13 protein-coding genes and 1 pseudogene are annotated in these 23546 nt (G+C 72.6%); 9 read left to right on the top strand and 5 right to left on the bottom strand.

Features of this window, described 5'->3' with window-relative positions; all coding sequences use genetic code 11:
* Positions 1-426: 426 nt before the first annotated feature.
* From OG844_RS41845 to OG844_RS41805, 9 genes and pseudogenes are all read left to right on the top strand, one after another.
* Positions 427-3690, top strand: a complete 3264-nt coding sequence (locus OG844_RS41845; RefSeq protein ID WP_406388069.1) for an amino acid adenylation domain-containing protein — start codon at positions 427-429, stop codon at positions 3688-3690.
* Entirely contained in the window at positions 3687-9242 is a 5556-nt protein-coding gene (locus OG844_RS41840) for an amino acid adenylation domain-containing protein (RefSeq protein ID WP_406388070.1), read from the top strand. Before OG844_RS41845 ends, OG844_RS41840 begins: the two co-directional genes overlap by 4 nt.
* Positions 9239-10738: a class I adenylate-forming enzyme family protein gene (locus OG844_RS41835; protein WP_406388072.1), complete on the top strand. Its 1500-nt coding sequence runs from the start codon at positions 9239-9241 to the stop codon at positions 10736-10738. Before OG844_RS41840 ends, OG844_RS41835 begins: the two co-directional genes overlap by 4 nt.
* Positions 10735-13755, top strand: coding sequence for a non-ribosomal peptide synthetase (locus OG844_RS41830; protein ID WP_406388073.1), 3021 nt, complete (start codon positions 10735-10737; stop codon positions 13753-13755). The genes OG844_RS41835 and OG844_RS41830 overlap by 4 nt, the downstream gene beginning before the upstream one ends.
* A gap of 5 nt (positions 13756-13760) precedes the next feature.
* Positions 13761-13985 (top strand): MbtH family NRPS accessory protein, encoded by a 225-nt coding sequence (locus OG844_RS41825; RefSeq protein ID WP_351167283.1) that lies wholly within the window; start codon positions 13761-13763, stop codon positions 13983-13985.
* Positions 13982-14248, top strand: coding sequence for an acyl carrier protein (locus OG844_RS41820; RefSeq protein ID WP_406388074.1), 267 nt, complete (start codon positions 13982-13984; stop codon positions 14246-14248). The genes OG844_RS41825 and OG844_RS41820 overlap by 4 nt, the downstream gene beginning before the upstream one ends.
* 35 nt (positions 14249-14283) lie before the next feature.
* Positions 14284-15756, top strand: a complete 1473-nt coding sequence (locus OG844_RS41815; protein ID WP_406395991.1) for a condensation domain-containing protein — start codon at positions 14284-14286, stop codon at positions 15754-15756.
* Between the two features lie 65 nt (positions 15757-15821).
* Complete coding sequence (locus tag OG844_RS41810; protein ID WP_406395993.1) at positions 15822-17651, top strand: N,N-dimethylformamidase beta subunit family domain-containing protein; 1830 nt, start codon at positions 15822-15824, stop codon at positions 17649-17651.
* A 193-nt stretch (positions 17652-17844) separates the two neighbouring features.
* Positions 17845-18150 (top strand): annotated as a pseudogene (locus tag OG844_RS41805) (TetR/AcrR family transcriptional regulator); the annotation flags it as partial.
* Positions 18151-18309: 159 nt separating this feature from the next.
* On the opposite strand, the gene OG844_RS41800 reads toward OG844_RS41805, so the two are convergent.
* The 5 genes from OG844_RS41800 to OG844_RS41780 all read right to left on the bottom strand — a co-directional run bounded on the left by OG844_RS41800 (position 18310) and on the right by OG844_RS41780 (position 23372).
* Positions 18310-18885 (bottom strand): RBBP9/YdeN family alpha/beta hydrolase, encoded by a 576-nt coding sequence (locus tag OG844_RS41800; RefSeq protein WP_406388075.1) that lies wholly within the window; start codon positions 18883-18885, stop codon positions 18310-18312.
* Complete coding sequence (locus OG844_RS41795; RefSeq protein ID WP_406388076.1) at positions 18882-20216, bottom strand: MFS transporter; 1335 nt, start codon at positions 20214-20216, stop codon at positions 18882-18884. The genes OG844_RS41800 and OG844_RS41795 overlap by 4 nt, the downstream gene beginning before the upstream one ends.
* 53 nt (positions 20217-20269) lie before the next feature.
* On the bottom strand, positions 20270-21187 hold the full coding sequence (locus OG844_RS41790) for a TauD/TfdA dioxygenase family protein (protein ID WP_406388077.1): 918 nt from the start codon (positions 21185-21187) through the stop codon (positions 20270-20272).
* Between the two features lie 67 nt (positions 21188-21254).
* Positions 21255-22226, bottom strand: a complete 972-nt coding sequence (locus tag OG844_RS41785) for a quinone oxidoreductase family protein (protein WP_406388078.1) — start codon at positions 22224-22226, stop codon at positions 21255-21257.
* A gap of 87 nt (positions 22227-22313) precedes the next feature.
* On the bottom strand, positions 22314-23372 hold the full coding sequence (locus tag OG844_RS41780) for a 3-keto-5-aminohexanoate cleavage protein (RefSeq protein WP_406388080.1): 1059 nt from the start codon (positions 23370-23372) through the stop codon (positions 22314-22316).
* Positions 23373-23546 lie beyond the last annotated feature (174 nt).

Below are 23546 nucleotides of genomic sequence, written 5' to 3'. Positions count from 1 at the left end.
GTCCGCACCCCGCCGCGGGGCGGGTTTCAGCCGATTGCCCCTCGGCTCGGCACCGCGGCGCGTCCGGAGCGGGAACTCCCGAACGACCGACGCACACCCCCGACCCGCCGCCGGTTCCAGCCCGCCCCGCCCGCCTTGTCGTGAGAGACGCGGGGGCCACTCGCCCATCGCGCCGAACCGCCGCCCGTGAGTGCGGTCATCGCGTTCTTCCTGGGCCGATGCACGCTCGGCATCCACCTCGGAGCCAACACTTTGGTCCAGACCATTGACCCACGGATCGATCTCTCTCTAGCATCTGCGGCATCACGACAGCCCATCAGGGCAGGTGTCCTCCCCTCCCAGCGCATCACCCTTCGCATGCGGAAAACACGTATGCGGTTCAAGCCAGTTCGGGCCGACCCCACAGCCCGGCCCCCCAGGAGCGTCATGCCCGTACCCGATCAGCAGCCTCATTCCGCGCCGGCGAGCGAACCCGGACCGGCGAGGGGTCACGCCGCGGCCGTGCTCTCCGTCGGGCAGGAGCGTCTGTGGTTCCTGGACCAGTTCGAACCGGGGGACGCGGCCTACAACATTCCGCTGGTGCTCCGGTTCACGGGACCGCTCTCGCCGTCGGCCCTGGGCGCGGCCCTGGACGCGGCGACCGGTCGGCACGAGGCGCTGCGCAGCCGGTTCCCCGCCGTCGACGGACGTCCGTACGTCGTCGTCGATCCGCCGTCTCCCGTACCGCTCGACACCCGCGATCTGCGGGGCCGTCCCGATACGGACATCGCCTCGTGCATCGGCGAGTTCACCAATCGCCCGTTCGATCTGGCCGAGGGGCCGTTGCTGCGGGCCGCGCTGCTCCGTACCGGGGAGAGCGCATACACGTTCTGCCTCGTGGTCCACCACATCGTCGCCGACGGCTGGTCCCTCGGCCTCCTGCGTTCCGAACTCGCCGCGCACTACTCCGCCCACCGCGTGGGTGGTACGGCGGAGCTGGCGGAGCCGCCGTCCTATCTGGCTCACGCGGCCGCGGAGCGCGCGTGGCTGGACGGGCCCGAGGCCACCTCGGCCCTCGACCACTGGCGTGAGCTGCTCAGTGGCGCCACACCGTTGGCGCTTCCCCTCGAGCACCCCCGCCCCGAGGTCCCGGGCAGCGGCGGCGCCTACCACACCCGGGTGCTGGGCGGTCTGGGCGCTGTGGTGGAGTCCTTCGCCCGTTCACGGCGCCTCACCCCGTTCATGGTGATCGCCGCCGCCTATCAGGCTCTCCTCCACCGCTGCACCGGCCAGGACGACTTCTGTGTGGGGGTGCCCACCGCGGCACGGACCACGGTCGACAGCGAGCGGACCGTAGGCTACTTCTCCTCCACCCTGGTCCTGCGCGCGGACTTCGCCGGCGATCCGTCCTTCGACGCCGTCCTGCGGCGGATCCGCGGCGACTGGCTCCGCGCCCTGACGCACGGCCGCGTACCTTTCGAACGGCTCACCGAGGAGCTGCGGCAGGACCGTGACACCGGCCGCACGCCTGTCTTCCAGACGCTCCTCACCGTGCACACGCAGAGCGGCGGCGCTCTCGGCGAGCACCCCTTCGCCGACCTCGTGTGCGCCGAGGGCGACGGCGGCCACACCGCCGCCAAGTTCGAACTCGGCCTGGACGTCCGCCCGGACGGCGACGATCTGCACGCCGTCTTCGGCTACCGGACCGATCTCCTCGACGCGACGCAGACCGCCCTGATCGCCGCCCGCTTCGAGGTCCTGCTGCGCGCCGCCCTGGAGGCGCCGGACACGCCCGTACGGCTGCTGCCCGTGCTCGACGGGCACGAACTGGCGGTACAGCGGAACGAGACCGCGGGGCCCGCTCTTCCGGCACACCCCCCGACGGTCCTCGCCGCGATCGACCGGGCGGCGCTCGTCCCCGGCGCAGCGGCGGTCATCGGTCCCGACGAAAGCCTCACGCGCGGTGAACTCGCCGACTCCTCCCGCGCCCTGGCTGCCCGGCTCCTGGCAGCCGGCGTCCGCCGGGGGGACCTCGTCGCGCTCTGTCTGCCCCGGGGTCCGCAGGCGGTGGTGGCGATGCTCGCCGCCTGGCGCATCGGCGCCGGGTATCTCCCGCTGGACCCGCAATACCCCGCCGCACGGCTCGACTTCATGCTCCGTGACAGCGGGGCCGCCCTCCTGCTGACGCCTGACGGCAAGCCGGTCGCGGGTCTCACCGTCGACCTCCCGGTCCTGTCCGTCACCCCGCCGACCGGCTCCGAGGACGCCCCCGGGACTCTCCCCGGACCCGACAGCGAGGCGGGCCCGGACGACCCCGCGTACGTCATCTACACCTCGGGCTCCACCGGCACGCCCAAGGGCGTTCTCGTACCGCACCGCGCACTCGCGGCACGTGTCGCGTGGATGCGCGAGGGTTACGGCCTCGGCGAGGCGGACCGCGTCCTGCACAGCGCCTCGCTCTCCTTCGACACCAGCGCCGAGGAGATCTTCCCGGCACTGGCGTCGGGTGCGGTCCTCGTCACGGCCCGGCCCGGGGCCGCCCTCTCCGACCAGCTGGCCGAACCGTACGCGGCCGGTGTCACCGTCCTGGACCTTCCGACGCCCTACTGGCACCACCTCGTCGCCGACCTGGACGAAACCCCGTGGCCCCACTCGCTGCGCCTGCTGATCCTGGGCGCCGACCAGGCGCGCGCGGAGGCGGTCGCCGTCTGGCGGGGCCGTTTCGGCGACACCGTACGGCTGGTGAACTCCTACGGCCCGACGGAGACCACGGTCATCGCCACCACGGCGGACCTCGGCACGGCCGACGAGCTGCGACGGCCACCCATCGGCCGGCCCATCGGCGGGACGACCGTCGCCGTGCTGGACCGGCACGGCACGCCCGTGCCGCCCGGCACGCCCGGTGAGCTGGTGATCGGCGGGGCCGGTGTCGGCGACGGGTATCTGGGGCGCCCCGGCGCCACCGCCCGTTCCTTCGTGCCCGACCCGGACGGGCCTCCCGGGGCCCGCCGCTACCGCACGGGTGACCGGGTCCGCCGTCGCGCCGACGGGCAACTGGAGTTCCTCGGCCGCCTGGACGGCCAGGTGAAGGTGCGCGGATTCCGGATCGAGCCCGGCGAGGTCGAGTCCGCGCTCGGCGCCCTGCCCGGTGTCGCCGAGGCCGTGGTGTCCGCCCGCCAGGACCGGCTGGTCGCCCACGTCGTAGCGGCGCCGGGAGCGCCCGCGCCGGATCCGGCGCGGCTGCGCGCGGAGCTGTCCACGGTGCTGCCGCCGCATCTCGTCCCCGACGCCTGGGTCGTGCTCGACCGACTGCCCCTCACCCCGAACGGCAAGGTGGACCGGGCGGCCCTGCCGGATCCGGGGGCCGTCTCGCCCGTACGCGCCGTGCATGTACCGCCCCGGACCGAGGCGGAGGAACTCGTGGCCGACGTCTGGCGGGAGGTGCTCGGCACCGGACCCGTCGGCGCCGACGACGACTTCTTCGACCTGGGCGGCCACTCGCTCCTGGCCACCCGGGTCGTCGCCCGTATCCGCGCCGCCGTCGACCTCGCCGTCCCTCTGCGCACCCTGTTCACCCACCGCACGGTCGCGGCCTTCGCCGAGGCCGTGGAAGCGGCCCTGACCGCCGAGATCGACGCCCTGTCGGACACGGCGGCCGAAGAGCTCCTCGCCGCGCAGGACGCACTGGAAGGAAGCCGGCCCGTCTCATGAGCGCCGACACAACCAATCCGGCAGAACCCGCCGCGACCCGTCTCTCGGCCGCCAAGAAGGAGCTGCTGCGCCGCCGGCTGGCCTCGCGGACCGTTGCCCGCGCGACCGTGCCCCGCCGGGATCCCGGCACGCCCGTCCCGCTGTCGTTCGCCCAGGAACGGCTCTGGTTCATGGAGCAGTTCGCTCCGGGAACCGCCGCGTACAACATCCCGGTGGTCCGCAGGCTCCGCGGCCCGCTGGACATCGGCGCTCTGCGCGCCGCCCTGGACGCGAGCGTGGCCCGCCACGAGACGCTGCGCTCGCGGTACCCGGCCACCGACGACGGGCGCCCCCGGCTGGTCATCGATCCGCCCGGGCCGGCCGCTCTCACCCACGCCGAAGCCGCCTGCCTGTCCGAGGCCGAACGCCTCGTCGACGAGGCGTCGGCCGTGCCCTTCGACCTGGAGGAGGGGCCGCTGCTGCGAGCGCTCCTCATCCGGCTCGCCGACGACGACCACGTGCTGCTCCTGGTGGTCCATCACAGCGTCAGTGACGGCTGGTCCAGCGAGGTCCTGCTGGGTGAAGTGCTGCGCGGTCATGCCGCACACGTCTCGGGGGATCCGGATCCGCTTCCCGAACTCGTCGTCCAGTACGGTGACTTCGCCCTGTGGCAGCGCGAGCAGCTCAGCGGCGAGCGGCTCGCTGCCGAGGTCGCCCACTGGACCCGCGAGCTCGCCGGGATCGAGCCGCTGGAACTCGCCTTCTCGCGCCCCCGCCCGCCCCGTCAGACGTTCGAGGGCGCCGGGCACGCGTTCTCCGTCGACCGCGCTCTCCTGGAACGGCTCACGCTGCTCGGGCGCCGGCACGACGCGACCGTCCACATGGTGCTCCTGGCCGCCTTCCAGATTCTCCTGGCCCGCTACAGCGGTCAGAGCGACTTCGCCGTAGGCTCCCCCGTCGCCGGACGCCCCGAACCGGAACTCGAGCCTCTGGTCGGCATGTTCGTGAACGTCATCGCCCTTCCGGCCCGCCTGCAGGGCGACCCCCCGTTCTCCGAGTTCCTGCGCCGCACCCGCGAGACCTGCCTCGACGCCTACGCCCACCAGGACCTGCCGTTCGCACAGCTGGTCAGCGAGCTCAAGGTCCCCCGGGACGTGTCGCGGCCACCCGTCTTCCAGGCCGTCCTGGCCGTACAGAACTACGCCACCCAGCGCGACGCCGGATCGGACGGTCCCGTGACGGCCGAACCGTTCGGGGTGCGGGCCAGCGGTACCCGTTTCGATCTCGAACTCTTCCTCCAGGAGTGGCCCGACGGGCTGCACGGGTCCTTCAACTTCAACACCGACCTCTTCGAGGTTGCCGACATCTCACGCCTCGCCGACCACCTCGGCAGGCTCCTCCAAGCCGTCGCAGCGGCCCCGGAGTCCCCGCTGTCCGCCCTCGCCGGACGCACCCCCGACGAACACGACTTCGAGACGCGCCGGTTCAACGACACCGCGCTGGACCGTGCGCCCACCACCCTCACCGCCCTCGTCGCCGAGCAGATCGCCCGGACTCCCGACGCGGTCGCCGTGGCCGTGGAAGGCAGGGCGGCCCTCACCTACCGGCAGCTCGACGCACAGGCCGACCGGATCGCCGCCCGCCTGGCCGCCGAGGGGGTCGGCCCGGGCAGTCTCGTGGCCATCTGCTCCGAACGCTCACCCGAACTCGTCGCCGGTCTGCTGGGCATCCTGCGCACCGGTGCGGGATACACCCCGCTGGAACCCGGCTACCCCGCCGAACGCCTCGCCTTCCTCCTCGCCGACAGCGACGCGCCCGTCCTTCTCACCCAGCGCGGACTGCCCACCCCGCACGGCTGCACCGCGCAGGTCATGCTGCTGGACGACCCCGCGGAGCCGCCCAGATCGCGCCGCGGACCGGCGGGACCCGGCCCCGACGACACCGCGTACCTCATCTACACCTCCGGATCCACCGGCCGCCCGAAGGGCGTCCCGAACACCCACCGGGCGATCGCCAACCGCATCCAGTGGATGCAGGACGCCTACCGCCTGGGGCCGGACGACGCCGTCCTGCAGAAGACCCCCGTCGGCTTCGACGTATCGGTCTGGGAGTTCTTCTGGCCCCTGGCCACCGGCGCGCGCATCGTCCTCGCCAAGCCCGGCGGCCAGAAGGACAGCGGCTATCTGCGCGACCTCATCGCCTCCGCCGGCGTCACCGTCGCCCACTTCGTCCCCGCCATGCTGACGGTCTTCCTCGCCGAGGAGGACATCGAGCGGTGTACGGCGCTGCGCCGCGTGATCAGCAGCGGGGAGGCCCTGCCGCCCGACGCCGCCCGCGAGCTGACCGGCCGGCTGCCGCACTGCTCCGTCGCCAATCTGTACGGGCCCACGGAGGCCGCCGTCGACGTCTCCTCGTGGGAGTGCGCGGGCCCTCTGGAGACGGTGCCGATCGGGCTCCCGATCGACAACACCAGGCTGTACGTACTGGACGCCGCTCTGCGTCCCGTACCGCCCGGCGCCCCCGGCGAACTGCACATCGGCGGCACCGCGGTCGCCCTCGGCTACCACCGCCGGCCGGGCCTGACCGCAGCCCGGTTCGTGCCCGACCCGTACGGCCCGCCGGGCTCCCGTCTCTACCGCACCGGCGACCTGGCCCGCCGCCGACCGGACGGCGCCCTCCAGCACCTCGGCCGCATCGACCAGCAGATCAAGCTGCGCGGGCTGCGGATCGAGCCGGGCGAGACCGAGGCCGCGCTGCGCGCCCAGCCCGGTGTCGCGGACGCCGCCGTCGTCCTGCGCGAGGACCGGCCCGGCGACAAGCGTCTCGTCGGGTACGTCGTGGCCGCCACCGGCCCAGACCAGCCCGACCCCGCACGGCTCCGCACCGCGCTCAAGAGGCTGCTGCCCGACCATCAGGTCCCCGCCGTGGTGGCCGTCGTCCCCTCCCTGCCGCTCACCCCCAACGGGAAGCTCGACCGCCGTGCCCTGCCCGCTCCCCAGATGCGGCGCGCGACCGGCGCCACCCGGCCGGCCACCCCGACCGAGCTCCTGCTCGCCGAGATCTGGAGCGAGGTGCTCGGCCTGACGGAAGTCGGCACGGACGAGGACTTCTTCGACCTCGGTGGCCATTCGCTCCTCGCCACGCAGGTCGTCGCCAGGGCACGCGGCCGGCTCGCCGAGGCGGGCGCGCAGCCCGTCAGCGTCATGGACCTCTTCACCCACCGTACGATCCGCGACCTGGCCGCCGTCGCCGCAAGGGACGAGCACGACGACACCCCGCGGCCACTGCTGCACCGGCTCACCCCGCCGGTGTCCGCGGCCCGCCGTACCCGCACCTTCGTCTGCGTCCCCTACGGCGGCGGCAGCCCCGTCGTCTACCAGCCCGTCGCCGACGCGCTGCCCCCCGACGTCGAACTGTGGGCCGTCGCCGTGCCGGGCCACGACGTCGGCGTCACCGAGGAGTCCGTGCCGTTCGACGAACTCGCCGAACGCATCGCGGGCGAGGTGCGGGAACGGACGGAGGGACCCGTCGTCGTCTATGGCCACTGCGCCGTCGGTACGGCGCTGGCGATCGCCGTGTCCCGGCTGCTGGAGGCGACCGGCCATCCCCTGGAGGCCGTCTACGCCGGGGCCCAGTTCCCGTTCGCCCGGCCGCGCAGCCGTGTTCTCAACGCACTCAGCCGCGTCGCCTCCCTCGAACCCCTGCTCGGCGACCGGGTGTACGCGAACTGGCTCATCGGGCTCGGCGTGAACACCTCCGACCTCGACAAGGAGCAGGCCGCCTTCATCATCGGCAACATGCGCCGTGACACGCAGGCCGCCGAGGACTACTTCACCCGCGCCATCGCCGACGTCGCCTCCGGCGCCCCGCGGCTGCGCGCCCCGCTCGTCTGCCTGATCGGCGACCAGGACCCGGCCGCCGACTTCTACCAGGAGCGCTACCGCGAGTGGCTGCTGCTCGCCGAACGCTCCGCCGTCGCCGTCCTCGACCAGGGCGGTCACTTCTTCCTCAAGTACCGGGCCGTCGAGGTCGCCGACGCCGTCACCACCGTGCACCTCGCGGTCCGCGACGGGCTGACCGACGAGCTCCCCGCCCGCGATCCGCTCCACTCGTGGTGGTTCCACGGGGACACCGGCCCCATCGCCGCGGACGACGGCACACAGGCTGACGAACAGCCCTCTGCTCCACCCCACGAGGGAACGGAGTCCGCCGCCGGGCCCGAACCCAGCATGCGCCGGTTCCTCCTGGTCGCGGTCGGGCAGCTCTTCTCGATCACCGGCTCGGCACTGACCGAGTTCGCCCTCCCGATCTGGATCCTCCTGAACACCGGCTCCCTCACCCGGTACGCGCTGTACGCGGTCGTGGCCATGGTTCCGGGCATCCTCGTCGGCCCTCTCGCGGGAGCCCTCGTCGACCGGATGAACCGGCGCACGGTGCTCCTCGCCGGCGACATCGCCGCCTGCACCACCCAGGCCGGTCTCCTCGCTCTGCTCCTCACCGGAAACCTTCATTCCTGGGAGGTGTACGTCCTGCTCGGCGTACTCTCCGTCGCCCTGACGTTCCAACGGCTCGCCTACGCGTCCGCGGTCCCCCAGCTCGTGCCCAAGCAGTACCTCGGCCACGCGAACGGGATCGTTCAACTCGCTTTCGGAACAGCGCAGTTCGTGGTGCCACTGGTGGCTGTGGCGCTCATGGCGGCGATCGGTCTCGGCGGCATCCTCGTCATCGACGTGATCAGTTACGTGCTGGCCATCGGCGTCCTGCTCGCGGTGAAGTTCCCCCGGACGCTGCCGTGGACGCGTCGCGAGTCCCTCGTGTCCGAGATCCGGCACGGCTTCACCCATTCATGGCGCAACCGGGGTTTCCGGGCCATGCTCCTGTGGTTCGCGGGCCTCAACATCTTCCTCTCGCCCCTCTTCCTGCTCATCACCCCGCTGGTCCTCGCCTTCGACGACCTCCAGGGCGCGGCGCGGGTCGCCGTCGCGGGCGGCGCAGGAGCGATCCTGGGAGGGATCGTCATGGGCTTCTGGGGCGGCCCGCGCCGGCACCGGCTGCGGGGCATGCTCGGCCTCGCGGCGCTCCTGGCCCTGGCCGGAGCCGTCACCGGGCTGCACGCCAGCCTCTGGGTGATCGCCGCCGGGGCGTTCGGCATGTCCTTCGCCCTGTCCCTCGTCAACGGCGTCTACTCCACGATCGTCCAGGTCAAGGTGCCGCAGCGCTTCCACGGCCGCGTCTTCGCCCTGAACACGCTGGTCGCCTGGTCCACCCTGCCGTTGGGCCACGGCGTCATCGCGCCGCTGGGCTCCTCGCTGCTGGGACCGCTGATGGAGCGCGGAGGGGCGCTCGCCCCCGTCTTCGGTCCCCTGATAGGCACCGGCCCCGGGCGCGGCATCGCCCTGATGTACGTCCTGTTCGGGTGCGCCATGCTCGGCATGGTCGCGCTCGGCCTGCGCCTTCCCGTGCTGGCCCGCTTCGACCGGGACGTCCCCGAGGCCGAGCCCGACGACCTGGTCGGCCTGCGCGAGCGTGCCCGCATCGCCGCCGCCCGCCGTGTGAAGGAGAGCCGGACGTGACGGACACAGTCGCCACCCTGCCCGCCCTGCTCGCCCACCGTGCCGCCGCGCACGGCGACCGCACGGCCCTCGTCACCGGCCGCGAACGGCTCGACTTCGCATCCTGGCAAGCCCGTTCGGGTGCGTACGCCTCCGCACTGCGCTCCGCCGGACTGCGGCCCGGGGACCGTGTCGTGCTGCACCACGGCACGGGCCGGTGGACGGAGTTCGCCGTCGCGTTCCTCGCGGTGCTGCGCGCCGGCGGCGTGGCGGTCCCGCTGTCCGACCGGTCCGCGCCCGCCGCCACGGAGTACGTTCTCGCCGATGCGGGTGCCCGTTTCGTACTGCACGGCGGGCAGGATCTCCCGGCCGGAATCCCGCCCGGAACAACCGTGTTGACCGAATCCGACTCCGCCGGCCACCCCACCGCGCCGGACCTGCCCGACCCCGCACCCGACGGCCTTGCCCAGATCCTCTACACCTCCGGCACCACCGGAACCCCCAAGGCCGTCGGTGCCCGCCACGCCAACCTGGCTCATGGCTGCACGCTGGACGAGCGCCGCCGGCCGCTGCGCCACTCCTCCGCCTTCCTGCACGCCTTCCCTGTCGGCACGAACGCCGGACAGACCATGCTGGTCAACGCGCTCAACGCGCACGCCACGTGTGTCACCGCTCCGCAGTTCACCCCGGCCCGCTTCCTCCGGCTGCTGTCCGAACACGACGTCGGGAGCGTCTTCCTCGTCCCCGCCATGGCGATCGAACTGCTGGCGTCACCGGCCCTCGCGGACGCCACCGCCGCGGGCACGCTCGACGGTGTGCGCCTGGTCGGATCCACGGCCGCCGCTCTTCCCCAGCCGGTCGCGCTCGGGCTCGGCCGGGCCTTCCCGAAGGCCCAGATCGTCAACTACTACACCTCCACCGAAGCCGCGCCCGCGCAGATCACCCTGCTGTTCGATCCGGCCCGTCCCACCTCCCCCGGCCGGCCCGCCTCCCTGGCCGATCTGCGCGTGACCACCCCCGAAGGCCTCCCGGTCCCGGCGGGCGACCCGGGCGAGCTGTGGCTGCGATCTCCCGCGGCTCCACGGGCGTACATGGGCGAGAGGGACGGTGAGGTCTTCCAGGGACGCTGGGTACGCATGGGCGACCTCGGCCGCATCGACGAGGACGGCTTCCTGCACCTGCTCGACCGGGAGCGGGACGTCGTCAAGTCGGGCGCCCACAAGGTCTCCACCCTCCAGATCGAGAACGCCCTGCACTCCCATCCGCAGGTGCGCGACGCCGCCGCCGTCGGGGTTCCGCACCCTGTGCTCGGCAGCGTCGTCGCCGCCGTGGTCGTGTCCGACGCCGGTCTGACGGCGGCCGCCCTGCGGACGTTCCTGCTCGATCACCTGGCCGTCCACGAACTCCCCGCCACCGTGCTGTTCCGCGACGCGCTGCCCCGTAACGAGGCCGGCAAGGTCCTCAAACGCGACCTGCGCCGGCTCCTCGCCCAAGACCACTCCGAGGCCACCCTGTGAACGCGATCCTCAGTCCCGCCCAGCACGGCGTCTGGCTCACCGAGCGCACCCTGGACACCGCCGCCGCCTACCACCTCACCGTGACCGTGGACCTCCACGGCCCCGTCGACGCCGACGGCATGGTCCGGGCCTGCTCCGCCGTCGCGGCCCGACACCCGGCCCTCACCACGGTGTTCGGTGCCGACGGTGCTCCACGAGCCGGCACGGAACAGTCACGTCCGCGCGTGGTCGACTGCTCCCCCGGTCAACTGGACCCCCTCCTCGCCCAGGAGCGGTCCGTTCCCTTCGACCTCGCCCGCGGGCCGCTGTACCGCTTCGTCCTCTTCCGGCTGTCCCCGGTGCGGCACGTCCTGGTTCTGACCGTCCATCACCTCGTCTTCGACGGCGAGTCCAAGGACCGGCTGGTCAGCGACCTGGCCAACGCCTACCGCAGAGGTCCGCTCGCTCCGGTCGCCCCGCGGCCGGCGGTGGAGCCCTCCTCCGACGCCCTCGCGGGCGCGGAGGCGTACTGGGCCGCTCGTTGGCGCGAGCCGGCCGCGCCCGTGCTGCCCGGCCTCGCACCCTCGCGCATCCCCGGCACCGCTCCCGCGCCGGGCGCCGAGATCTCGCTGAACCTGGGACCCGGGCGGACCGGCCTCGTGGACACCACGGCGCGCCGGCTCGGGCTGACCCGCTTCGAACTCCTCACCGCGTCCTGGCACGCGCTGCTCGCCCGTTACGGCGACCCCGCCCCGGTCACGGCTGTCGAACTGTCGCTGCGCCCGCGCGGCGAGGCGGTCGGCGTGGGGCTGGCCGTCAACGAGCTGCCTCTCTTCAGCACCGCGGCCCCAGAAGCGCCGTTCGCAGCCTGGTCCCAGACCGTCCGCGCCGAACTGCGCGCCCTGTACCGGCACCGGGCCGTTCCACTGGGCCGCTCCGTGCGCGGTCTGACCCCGCGCACCGCGCTCACCCCCCTCTCCCTCAGTTACCGGCGGCGCCCCGCCGGGGAGCCGCCCGCCTTCGGCGACGGGGTGCGCGCCAAGGTCCACTGGACCGGCTTCTGCGGCACCGCGCGCAACCTGCTCCACCTCCAGCTCGTCGACTCCGGATCCGAGATCGACGCGAGCCTGCAGTACCGGGCCGACGCCCTCACCGCAGAATCGGCACGGAGCATCGCCGGACACTGGAGGAATCTCCTCGACGGCGTACTGGCCGACCCCGGCACCCCGGTCGGCGACCTGCCCCTGCTGACGTCCCGGGAACGGTCGGACCAGCTCGCCGCACCGGCCCCCCGGCCCGAACTCGCCCGGTGCACCGTGCCGGAGCTCTTCGCCCGTGCGGTCGCCGCACACCCCGACACGGTCGCCGTCGTCTGCGGTGAGGAAGCCCTGACCTACCGCGAGCTCTCCGGTCTCGTCGCGCACGCGGCCATCGCGCTGCACCGCCGCGGCGCGGGCCCGGGCACGCTCATCGGTATCGGCCTGCCCCGCGGGCGCGACCAGCTGGTCGCCGTCCTCGCCACCATGGCCTGCGGGGCCGCCTATCTGCCCCTCGACCCCGATTACCCGGCCGAGCGGCTGGCCTTCATCCGGTCCGACTCCCGTCTCGCGCTCCGGATCACCGCGCACCCCGACAGCCCCGGCGACCTCGTACCGGCCGATCTCGCACCCGAGGGCACGGACACCCCGGCCCTGCCCCCGGGCCCGACGCCGTCCCAGCCCGCCTACGTGCTCTACACCTCCGGGTCCACCGGGCGCCCCAAGGGGGTGGAGGTGCCCCACTCCGCGCTCGCCAACGTCCTGGGCGCGCTGCGCGACCACCTGGGCTCCGGCCCCGAGGACCGCTGGCTCGGACTCACCTCGCTGTCCTTCGACATCTCCGCCGTCGAACTGCTTCTGCCCCTGATCACCGGAGGACGCGTCGTCCTCGTACCCGAGGGTGGTCACCGCGACGGCCCCGCGCTCCTCGGCCTCGTCCGGGGCGAGGGGATCACCCACGTCCAGGCCACTCCCAGCGGATGGCGGCTGCTCCTCGACGCCGGCCTCACCGGCGCGGCGGCCGGGCTCACGGCGCTCACGGGCGGGGAGGCGCTGCCCCCGTCCCTCGCCACGGACCTGGCCGCGGTGAGCAAGCGGCTCGTGAACGTGTACGGCCCGACCGAGACGACCATCTGGTCCTCCCTCGCGGAACCCGCCGTGGCCGACGACGGACACGTCCTCATCGGCGAACCGCTCGCCAACACCCGCGCCTACGTCCTCGACGAGCGGCTGCGCCCCGTCCCGTACGGACTTGCGGGTGAGCTCTTCCTCGGCGGCGCGGGGCTGGCCCACGGCTACCGGCACCGCCCGGGCCTGACGGCCGCGCGTTTTCTCCCGGACCCGTACGGCCCGCCGGGATCGCGCATCTACCGCACCGGCGACGTCGTCCGGCGCCTTCCCGTCGGCGGTCTCGTCCACCTCGGCCGCTGTGACACCCAGGTCAAACTGCGCGGCCACCGGATCGAGCTGGGCGAGATCGAGGCGAGGCTGGCCTCGCATCCCTCGGTGGCCCAGGCCGCAGCCGCGGTGCACGGCACGGACGGCGACCGCCGGCTGAGTGCCTATGTCGTTCCCGCCGGCCCGGCACCCACCGCGCAGGAGCTGCACGCCCACCTGTCCGCGACGCTCCCCGCCGCCGCGGTGCCGGGCACGTACACGGTGCTCGACGCCTTCCCGCTGACGCCCAACGGCAAGCTGGACCGGTCCGCGCTCCCGGAGCCGGTCCCGGACCGGAGCGGGCCCGCGGCCGCCGGCGCCACGGACGGCGAACTCGACCCCACCACCGGTGCGGTGCTCGCCATCTGGCGCGAGGTCCTGGCCTTGGACGACCTCGGGCCCGACGAGGACCTCTTCGACCTCGGCGGCCATTCCCTGACCATCACCGCCATCGCCGCCCGCATCCATCAGAACCTCGGCGTGGACGTCCCTCTCGACGTCTTCTTCGACACCCCTACCGTGCACGGCGTCACCGCCGCCGTCACCGCACTGTGCAAGGAGTAGCCCTCATGAGCGATCCGACCCGCTACCTCGTGGCCGTCAACGACGAGGAGCAGCACGCCCTCTGGCAGGAGGGCACGCCGCTGCCCGCAGGCTGGCGGGCCGAGGGCTTCAGCGGCACCGAGGAGGAGTGCGTCGCGCACGTCGACCAGGTGTGGCCGGACATCCGACCGCTCAGCCTGCGCCGCCGTCTGGCCGACGAGGCCGCCCGGCAGGCGGGCGGCGTCCGGTGAACACGTCCGCCCCGACCCGAAACCGCCTTGCCGAGCTCGTCGAACGGGCCACGGACGGCCAGGTGGCCGCCGGCGAGATCGTCGACTCCGCCGAGCCGCTCGCCGCGCTCGGCGTCAGCTCGCTCTCCCTGCTGCGGCTGGCCGACAGCCTGGAGACCGAGTACGGCGTGCTCATCGATCTCGGCGACCGGGCGCTGTACACCGAAGGACTCGCCGGCCTCACCGCCCGTGTGCGGGCTCTGGCCGCGGAGAACACCCCGTGACGGCGGCGGGCCCGGACGCCTTGGTCCCCGGCACGGTGGCGCCGGACTCCGGCGCGGCCGTAGTTGCGGCACCGGATCCCGGCCGGACCCCGGCGGACGCGAGGACGACGGTCTCTTTCACGGGCGGCCGGTCCGGTGACGCCCCGCTCACCTGGGGGCAGCGCGCGATCTGGCACGCGATCGGCCGCACCGCTCCCAACGACCACTACTTCAACATCGGCCGTGTCCTGCCCCTCGCCGACCGGGGTACGCCCGTCGACCTGCCCCGGCTGGCGGGCGCCGTCGCCGCGCTCCTCGTACGCCACGAGGCGCTGCGCACCCGGATCGCGGCCGGTGACGACGGAGAACCCCGCCAACGCCTGTGTGCCGAGGGGCTGGTGGAGGTCCGCGTCCACGACGAGCCCGACCCGGCCGACTGCGGGGCCGCCGCCGAGGATCTGTTGGCGTCCCTGACCTCCCGCCGTTTCGACTACGCGCGCGAGTGGCCCGTACGGTTCGGCGCCGTCCGCCACGAAGGCCGGATCACCCACGTCGTGCTGGCGCTGTGCCATCTGGCCACCGACGGGCACGGCGCCGAGGTCCTCGTCCGCGATCTGCGGCTGCTGGCCCGCCGCGGGTCGGCCGGTCCAGCCTGCGCCGAGACCCCGCTGGACCTGGCACGGCATCAGGCCTCCCCGGCCGGCCGCCGCTCCGGCGGGGCCGCGCTCGCCCACTGGGAGAACGGACTGCGGCAAGCCCCTCCGACGATGTTCCCCACCCCGGTCGCGCCTCCACGCACCCCCCGCTTCTGGACGGGCCGTCTGGTCTCCGCCGCGCTCCCCCGGGCCGTCGAGGCGCTGGCCGCCGCCCATCGGGTCAGCGGCTCGACCGTGCTCCTCACCGCTTCGGCCGCTCTGGTCGCCGCCGATCAGGGGCACTCCGTGGCGGCGGTCATGCCGATCGCGGGCAATCGCGCGGCGCAGGGCCACCGCACCCTGGTCAGCACGCTGTCGCAGGACGCGCTGTTCGTCCTGCGCATGGACGATGTCCCGGGTCCGGACGCCGATTTCACCGATCTGCTGGCGGGTGCCTGGCCGGCCGCGCTCGCCGGCTACCGCGCGGCCGCCTACGATCCCGCCGACTGGGACGCCCTGCTGGAACGGGCGTCCCACGAGCGGGGTGCCGAGGTGCACCCGTACTGCTGCTTCAACGACATGCGGCTGACGGAGCGCCCCGCGTCGCCCCGGCCGGCGCCGGACGCCGAGGAACTCGTCGCGCTCCGCCGCCGGAGCGTGCTCGACTTCCCCGCGACGCAGGACCGCGTCGCCTGCCGGTACTGCCTGCACGTGAGCGGGGACGACAGCGCGCTCACCGTGACCCTCACCGCCGACACGGCCTATCTGCCGCCGGCCGCCGTCCAGGCCCACCTTCGCGCCATCGAGGAGGTCGTCGTGTCCTCGTCGGCCGGCGACCCGCCCCGGTTGGCCGCACTGCCTGGACTCCTCGCGACGGAAGGCTCCGGCCGATGAGCGCGGGTCTCGTCCCGCGGCCCCTGGCCCGTGCGGAGAAGACGTCCTGCGTCCAGGGCGGCAGCATGCGTTTCGGCGTGACCGCCGGCGACGGAGGCCCGCTGACCGGTCACGTCGTCGTCACCGACGTCGTCACCGAGCGCACGATGACGCGCGTACCCGTTCGCGGGACCGGGTGGACCCTCGACGTCCCGCCCGACTGGCCCAGTTCCCTGTATGTGGCCCGTTTCCACGACGACCGCCCCGAGACACCGGCGCCCGATCGCGACGCCGAACACGAAGTGTGGTTCGTGGTCCGCGCGGCCCGGCCCGCGGCGACCTCGTCCGTACTCGTCTCCGTTCCCTTCGCCACCTGGCGCGCGTACCACCGTGCGGGACAGCCGGGCCGCAGCATCTACTACGCGGAGGAGCCGGGCCGTGCCGCACGGGTGTCCCTCACCGAGCCGGGCGGCGGGCCGCCGCCCGAGCGCTGGGAGGAACCCCTGCTGCGCTGGCTCCCGGGTGCCGGGTACCCGGTCGAGTTCTGCTCCGGTTTCGATCTGCACGACGGCGACGAACTCCTGTCCTCCTACCGGCTGCTGGTGATCAACGGGCACGACGAGTACTGGTCGGCCGGCATGCGCGACAGCGTCGAGGCCTTCGTCCGCAAGGGCGGCAATCTGGCGGTCTTCGCGGGAAACACCGCCTGGTGGCAGATGCGCCTGGAGGACGAGGGGCGCACGATGGTCTGTCACCGCGATGCCGCCGCCGACCCCGCAGCCGCTGTGGACCCGCGCCTCGCCACCGTCGAGTGGTCCAGTTCGCCCGTCGACCGGCCCGAGAACTCCATGACCGGGGTCAGCTTCCGCAACGGCGCCGGCGCGTGGGGCGAGGGCATGGCCGTGATAGGACGCGAGTCGTACACGGTCCGGTTCGCCGGCCACTGGGTCTTCGAGGGCACCGGACTCGCCGACGGCGACGCGTTCGCCCGGGGCGCGCTCGGGTACGAGACCGACGCCGCCGAACTCGACTGGTCGGCCGGCGTGCCCCGGGCCACCGGACGGGACGGCACCCCCCGTTCCTTCGCCGTCCTCGCCACCGCGGACCTGCGGCACTGGCGTGCGTACGGGCAGGGCGGCTGGGCCACCATGGGCGTCTTCCGCATGGGCGCCGGCACGGTCTTCAACACCGCCACGATCAACTGGGGCCGGGCACTGTCCGATCCGGTCGTGGACCGGATCACCCGCAACGTCCTCGACCGTCTCGGCGGCACCTCTCCCCGTCCCGCCTGGCACACCGTCGGGCCGGCGCCGCGTCTGCGGGCGCTCGCCGCCTGCGAGGGCCTGCTCTTCGCCGTGGCCGAGGACGGCAGGACCCTGCTCCACCGCGAGCCGTCGGACCAGAACCTGCCGTGGGTCCCCTGTCCGCCCGCGCCGGGACCTGAGCCGGAGATACGGTGTCTGACGGCCCCGCGCGAAGCGTGCCGGCCCGTACCGCTGGCCCTGCTCGCGGTCGGAACGGACGACCGACTGCTGGTACGCGCTCCGGTGCCCGGGCCGGCTCCCTGGACCCCGGCCGGAAAGGTCCCCGCCGGAACGACCGCTCTGGCGATGTGCGACAACACTCTCTTCGCGGTGACCCCGCATGACGACACCCTGCACCATCGGCCTGCCCTGCACCCCGAGGCGCCGTGGACAGCCGTGGGACCGGCGGGCAAGGCAGCCTCCCTGACCGTGCTCAACGCCCGTCTGTACGCCCTCGGTCCGGACGGACTGCTCTCGCGTCCGCCGGTCACCACCGATGCTCCCTTCACCTTGGGCAGCCCCTTCCCTGCTGCCACCGCCCTCGCCTCGTACGCGGGGCGGCTGCTCGCGGCGACCACGGACGATCTCCTCGTCAGCCATCCGCCGGTGTGAACGGGACCGCCGGTGCACGGGGGCACCGGCGGTCGGGCGAGGCCGGTGTGACGGTTCCGGCCGGGCACCGTCACCTGGGAAGTGAGCCGGAATCCGCCTGGGGTGCGGTCCGCTCCGAGGGAGCCCGAGCCCCTCGGGCACCGTGTGGTTGACTGATCCGCATGGCCCTGTTTCCGCACCCGCCCGTTCGGCCGTGAGCGCCGATCCGGCCGCGGCCACCCGGCCCCGCAACCGTAAGCAACTCATCGTCGAGGCGGCCGGCCGAGTCTTCAGCGAGCGCGGCTACCATGCGGCGTCCATGGAGCAGATCGCCGCCGGCGTGGGTATCAGCGCGGCGGCCCTCTACCGGCATTTCCCGAACAAGTACGCACTGTTCGCGGAGTGCGCCGACCTCATGGCGGACCGGCTCGTCGCCTCGCTCGACGAGGTGCCGTCCGGGGCGGGTCCGGCGGACGTGCTCAGCGCCGTCACCCGGGTCGCCGTCGCGCACCGCGCATCGCCGGAGAACTCCAGTCCCCGCGTCTCGCTCAGCCAGCGCATGAAGCCGGCCGTGTTGGAGCTCTCGGCAGTGGTGCGACTCGGGGACCACAGAAGGTCGGAATCGGTGCTCATCAGCGCCTCCGGGGGCGAGGTCGTGCGGGTGGGGTGCGGTAGCGGGTCAGTCGGACGGGGTCCGTCCGAGGTCGCGGACGAACTCCTCCGCCCGGGGCCATGGGCCGTAGCCGGAGGCGGGGTTGAGGTGCCCGACGGGGCCGAGGTCCACGAGGCTGCTGCCCCATGCCCGGGCGAGACCGGCGACGCGACCGGACTCGGCCAGGGGGTCGTTCGTACTCGCCGCGACGATGCTGCGGAAGGGCAGGGCTGTCCGCGGCACCGGTGTCCAGCCGTTGTCGCGCAGGTCCTCGGCGGTGGGATAACCCTCCGGCAGCGTGGCCTCGAAGTCGGGCGGTGTCGCGAGCAGCGCTCCCAGCACCGGACGTCGGTGTCGTTGCGCCCAGTGCACGGTGGTCATCACCCCGGCGCTGTGCGCCACGAGTACGACGGGGCCGGAGATCTCCGACAACACCTCGTCCAGTGCGGCGACCTGGGCGTCACAGCTCAGCCTGTCCTTCTCCAGCGGGGGAACGGTCCGGGCGTCGGCGATCCTGTCGGCGAGGAGGGTCTGCCAGTGTTCCGGCACGTGATCGCGCAGCCCGGGGACGATCACGACCGTCGGCTCTGCGGTGGGGCTCATGCCCGAGCCTCCGATGTCGTGGGCGCCGTGCCGGGCAGCAGCCCCAGGCGGCGCAGATCCCTCTCGTAGGAGAACATTCCGATGGTGAAGACCACGCTGGTCACCAGGGCTACGAGCGGGATCACCCGCAGCGCGCCGAGCAGGCCCATGCTGTCCGCGAGCATGCCCGTCACCGCGGGCCCCGGGGCGAGCCCGAGCAGGCTGTTGGCCAGGGTGAGAGTCGCGAAGGCCGTCGCCGCGATGGCTGCGGGGGTCAGATTGGCGACCATCGCGGCCGCCGGCCCGGCGGTGCCTGCGGCCACCAGGGTCCCGGCCCCGATCAGCACGAGTTGCAGCGGACCGGTCGGCAGATGGAATCCCGCCATCAGCAGCACGAGCGACCCGAGGCTGCACGCAATCGCGACGACCCACTTCCGGGCCGCGACCTTCCGGCTCAGGCGGTCCGCGACGATCCCGCCGAGCACCATGCCGATGCCGCCGATCAGCGCGAAGACCCCGGCTCCGAGGCCCGCCTCACCAGGAGTCATGTCGTAGTACCGGTTGAGGAAGCTGGGCATCCAGGCGAGCAGCGCCATCGCGATGAACATCTGCAGCCCGCTGCCGATGTACGCGCAGACCACGGACAGCGACGAGAAGAGCCGCGGCAACTGGGCCCGGATGGGTGCACGTTCGCCAGGTGTGGACCTGTTTCGTCTCGTCGAGGCCGAACCGAGTCTCTTCTCCGTGATCACGAGACCGTATACGGCGGCGAGCGCGAGCCCGAAGAAGCCCATCGCGCCGAAGGCCCAGCGCCAGCCGAACTCCTGGGCGATGGCACCGCCGATCGACACCCCCAGCACGGATCCGAACGACCCTCCCGCGATGAAGGCCCCGGAGAGCGTGGCCCGTACGCCGATGGGGAACACGCTCAGGACGACCGCGATGCCCACACTCCCGTACGCCGCCTCCCCGACACCCACCATGAACCTGCCCAGGAGCATCTGGCCGTAGCTCGCGGCTATGGCACAGCCCAACGTGGCCAGGCTCCACGCTGCCGCCGAGAGGACGAGGATCCTGACCCGGCCCCATCGGTCCGCCAGCAACGACAGGGGGAACGTGAGCACACCGACCATCAGGGCCACGACGCCGCTGAGCGTGCCCAACTCGGCGTCGGAGACCAGCCATTCCGCCTTCAGCAGGGGAAAGACGGCGTTGAGTACCTGTCGCGACATGTAGTCGGACAGCAGCAGCCCGAAACTCAGGGCGAACACCAGCCAGGCATAGCCACGGGACACGGCCGGAGTGGCGGGAAGCGTGTCCGGCACCTGGGTGCCGGCGGTGTGAAGTCTCATGGGCGTCACCTTTCGTCTCTGGTCAAGGCTCAGATCTCGTCTCTGGTCAGGGCTCAGAACGTGGCGTCGCCGACGATCCCGGCGCGCTCCATCTTCCGGACGGCGGGCCAGTAGTCCTGGACGGCGTAGTGCTGGGTGGAGCGGTTGTCCCAGATGGCGACGCTGTTCTTCTGCCAGCGCCAGCGCACTTGGTACTCGGGGACGGCCGCCTGGCTGATCAGGTAGTTCAGGAGGTTGCCGGCGCCGGGCGCGTAGTCCTGGCCGAAGCGCACGTTCTCCGGCGTGTGATAGTTGACGAAGTGCGTGGTGAAGGCGTTGACGAAGAGGATCTCCTCGCCGGTCTCCGGATGGGTGCGCACCACCGGGTGCTCGGGGTCCGGGAAGCGGGCCTTCAGTTCGTGGCGTCGCTCCGCCGGCATCACGGCGCCGAAGGTCGCCTCGATGCTGTGCCGGGCGCGAAGGTCCGCGATCTGGGCCTTGATGTGCTCGGGCAGCCTGCGGTAGGCCTCGGCCATGTTGACCCAGATCGTGTCGCCACCCACCTCCGGCGTCTCCACGCAGCGCAGTACGGCGCCCATGGGCGGGGCCGCGCGCCAGGTCGCGTCGCAGTGCAGGGCGTTCTCGTAGTGCTCGGCCTTGCTGTCCAGGTCCTTGTAGATGCGGACCAGGCCCGGGTGTTCGGGGTCGCTGCCGGCCACCGGGTGGTCCTCCAGAGGCCCGAAGCGCGCCGCGAAGGCGACGTGTTCGGCGCGGGTGATGTCCTGGTCACGCAGGAAGAGGACCTTGTACCGCAGCAGCAGTTCCTTGATCTGTGCGAACAGGTCGTCGTCGCGCGCGGCGTCGCCGAGGTTCACGCCGAAGAGTTCGGCTCCTATGGTGCAGGTCAGCGGCTCGACCTCGATCGAGGCGCGGCGACCCCCGGTGCGCACCGGAGCCGGCGAGCCTTCCGTCGGGTGAATGATGTGGGGCATCGTGCTCACTCCTGGTTGTCGTGGGATTCGTGCCATGGGGTACGCGAGGTGCTCGGATGCGGCGTACTCAGACGACGAAGACGGAGGATCCCGTGGTGCGCCCTCCTTCGAGATCCCGGTGGGCCTGCGCCGCGTCGGGAAGGGCGTAACGCTGGTTCGTATCGACCGTGATGCGGCCGGACGCGACATGTCCGAACAGCTCATCGGCCAGTGCGGCGCGCTCCGCGGGCTCGGCGATGTAGTCGGCCAGGGCCGGCCGAGTCACGAACAGCGAGCCGTGGATCGCCAGTTGCATGGCATCGAGCGGCGGCACACCGGAGGCCGTACCGAAGCACACGAGCAGGCCGCGGCGCTGCAGCGAGGCCATGGATCCGGCGACGGTGTCCTTGCCGACGCTGTCGAAGACGACCGGGACGCCCTTGCCGTCCGTCAACTCGCGCACCCGCTCGGCCACGTTCTCCCGCCTGTAGTAGACGATGTGGTCGCAGCCGTGGGCGCGGGCGACCTCGGCCTTCTCCTCGCTGGAGACCGTCCCGATGACGGTGATGCCGAGCAGCTTCGCCCACTGGGAGAAGATCAGGCCGACGCCGCCGGCCGCCGCGTGGAGCAGGACGGTGTCGCCGGACTTCAGCGGGTGGATGCGGCGCAGCAGATAGGCGGAGGTGAGGCCGCGCATCGTCATGGCGGCCGCGGTCTCGCAGCTGATCCCGTCGGGCAGTCTGATCAGTGAGTCCGCGGGCATGACCCGCTCCGTGCTGTACGCACCCAGGGGGCTGCCGGTGTACGTCACCCGGTCCCCCTCGGCGACATCCGTGACGCCCTCGCCCACGGCCTCGATCACACCCGATGCCTCCACACCGAGACCGGCGGGGAGCGGGGCCGGGTACAGGCCGGTGCGGAAGTAGGTGTCGGCGAAGTTGAGTCCGACGGCGACGTGCCGGATCCGTACCTCGCCCGGGCCGGGGTCACCGGCTGTGACCTCTTCCCACTTCATGACGTCGGGGCCACCGGTTTCATGGAAGCGAATGGCGTGTGCCATGACGTGCTCCGTTTGCTCGTGTGCAATCTGGGTGGGGTGGTGCGGGGCGGCGGCAGGGGCCTCCGGCCGCCGCCCGCGGGAGCCGGGTCAGCTCGTGACGTCGCGCAGCATGGAACCGCGCTGTCCGGGGCGGCGGTTGGGCACCATGCCGAGCCGGGCGAGGGTCTCGTCGGCGTCCGCGTACCATTCACCGATCCGGTAGATCCGCTTGGCGTCCTGCCCGGTGGCGACGTCACGGCCCAGTGCGTCGGCGATCCGGACCATCTGCTCGACCTGCTCGACGGACGACATCCGCTCGCCCTTGCGCTGCCACAGGTTGTCCTCGTTGCCCACCCGCACGTGCGCACCCAGAGCGATGCCGACCGCGCCCATCGGCGCCACCGCGCGCATGGAGGCCTCGATGGTGAGCACGGCGCCGTCCGGGACGCGGCGGATGAACTCGACCAGGTCGGCGGGGTGCCGGCCGGCGAACCCGCCGCCGATGGCGACGTAGTTCAGGACGAGGGGTCCGCTGTAGACGCCCTTGCGGATCAGCCGTTCCACGGTCTCCAGCTGCGCCGTGTTGGCGAGCTGGAAGTGCGGCTGGACGTCCTTGGCCCGGAGCCTCTCGAGATGTTCGAGATAGAAGTCCGGCCCGGCCTCGACCACCATGTCCCGGTATGCCTTGTAGTACCCCGGTTTGGCGATCGACGTGCCCTCGATGTCCTCGTCGTCGAAGAGCTCGACGATGTTCATCTGGTTGGTGTTGATCGCGATCGTCACCTGGTCGGGCCGGGGGGTGATCTCGGCCAGCATGTGGCGGGTGTCGTAGCTGAGCCACTTGGCGTCGCCGCCTTCGTCCTCGGGGGCGAAGGATATGGATCCGCCGACCTGCAGGACCATGTCCGGCACGGCCTCGCGCAGCCGGGCCATCAGCTCGTTGAACATGGAGATGCGCTTGGAGCCGTGACCGTCCAGTTCGCGTACGTGGATGTGCAGCACCGTGGCACCGGCGTCGTAGCAGTCGACGGCCGCCTGCACGTGTTCGTCCATGGTGAGCGGGAGGTCGTCGGCGTCACCGGGCAGCCACTCCGGCCCGTAGGGCGCGGCCTGGATGACCAGCTTCTCCTGGTTCTCCGGATACAGGGAGTCGTCGAAGAAATGCATGGTCCATCTCCTTTGTGGGGCGGGACTTCTGTCGGTGGGGCTTCACTCGCTGCCCGCGGCACCGCCTGTGACGTGGCGCCGGAAGGGCAGAGGGGAAACGGGCGCGAGGGTGCGGAAGGGGTTCCCGGGTCCGGCGGTCGCTCGGATGCGATCGGCGGTCGGTGGGGAGGGGGC

This window comes from Streptomyces sp. NBC_00887 (assembly GCF_045207585.1).
This window is presented reverse-complemented; position numbering and strand designations above follow the sequence as displayed.

Excerpts from the sequence above, each read along its gene's own strand:
- OG844_RS41840 (WP_406388070.1), top strand. The coding sequence starts at position 3,687 with ATGAGCGCCGACACAACCAATCCGGCAGAACCCGCCGCGACCCGTCTC.
- OG844_RS41780 (WP_406388080.1), bottom strand. The coding sequence starts at position 23,372 with ATGCATTTCTTCGACGACTCCCTGTATCCGGAGAACCAGGAGAAGCTG.
- OG844_RS41790 (WP_406388077.1), bottom strand. The coding sequence starts at position 21,187 with ATGCCCCACATCATTCACCCGACGGAAGGCTCGCCGGCTCCGGTGCGC.
- OG844_RS41800 (WP_406388075.1), bottom strand. The coding sequence starts at position 18,885 with ATGAGCCCCACCGCAGAGCCGACGGTCGTGATCGTCCCCGGGCTGCGC.
- OG844_RS41785 (WP_406388078.1), bottom strand. The coding sequence starts at position 22,226 with ATGGCACACGCCATTCGCTTCCATGAAACCGGTGGCCCCGACGTCATG.
- OG844_RS41845 (WP_406388069.1), top strand. The coding sequence starts at position 427 with ATGCCCGTACCCGATCAGCAGCCTCATTCCGCGCCGGCGAGCGAACCC.
- OG844_RS41795 (WP_406388076.1), bottom strand. The coding sequence starts at position 20,216 with ATGAGACTTCACACCGCCGGCACCCAGGTGCCGGACACGCTTCCCGCC.
- OG844_RS41810 (WP_406395993.1), top strand. The coding sequence starts at position 15,822 with ATGCGTTTCGGCGTGACCGCCGGCGACGGAGGCCCGCTGACCGGTCAC.
- OG844_RS41825 (WP_351167283.1), top strand. The coding sequence starts at position 13,761 with ATGAGCGATCCGACCCGCTACCTCGTGGCCGTCAACGACGAGGAGCAG.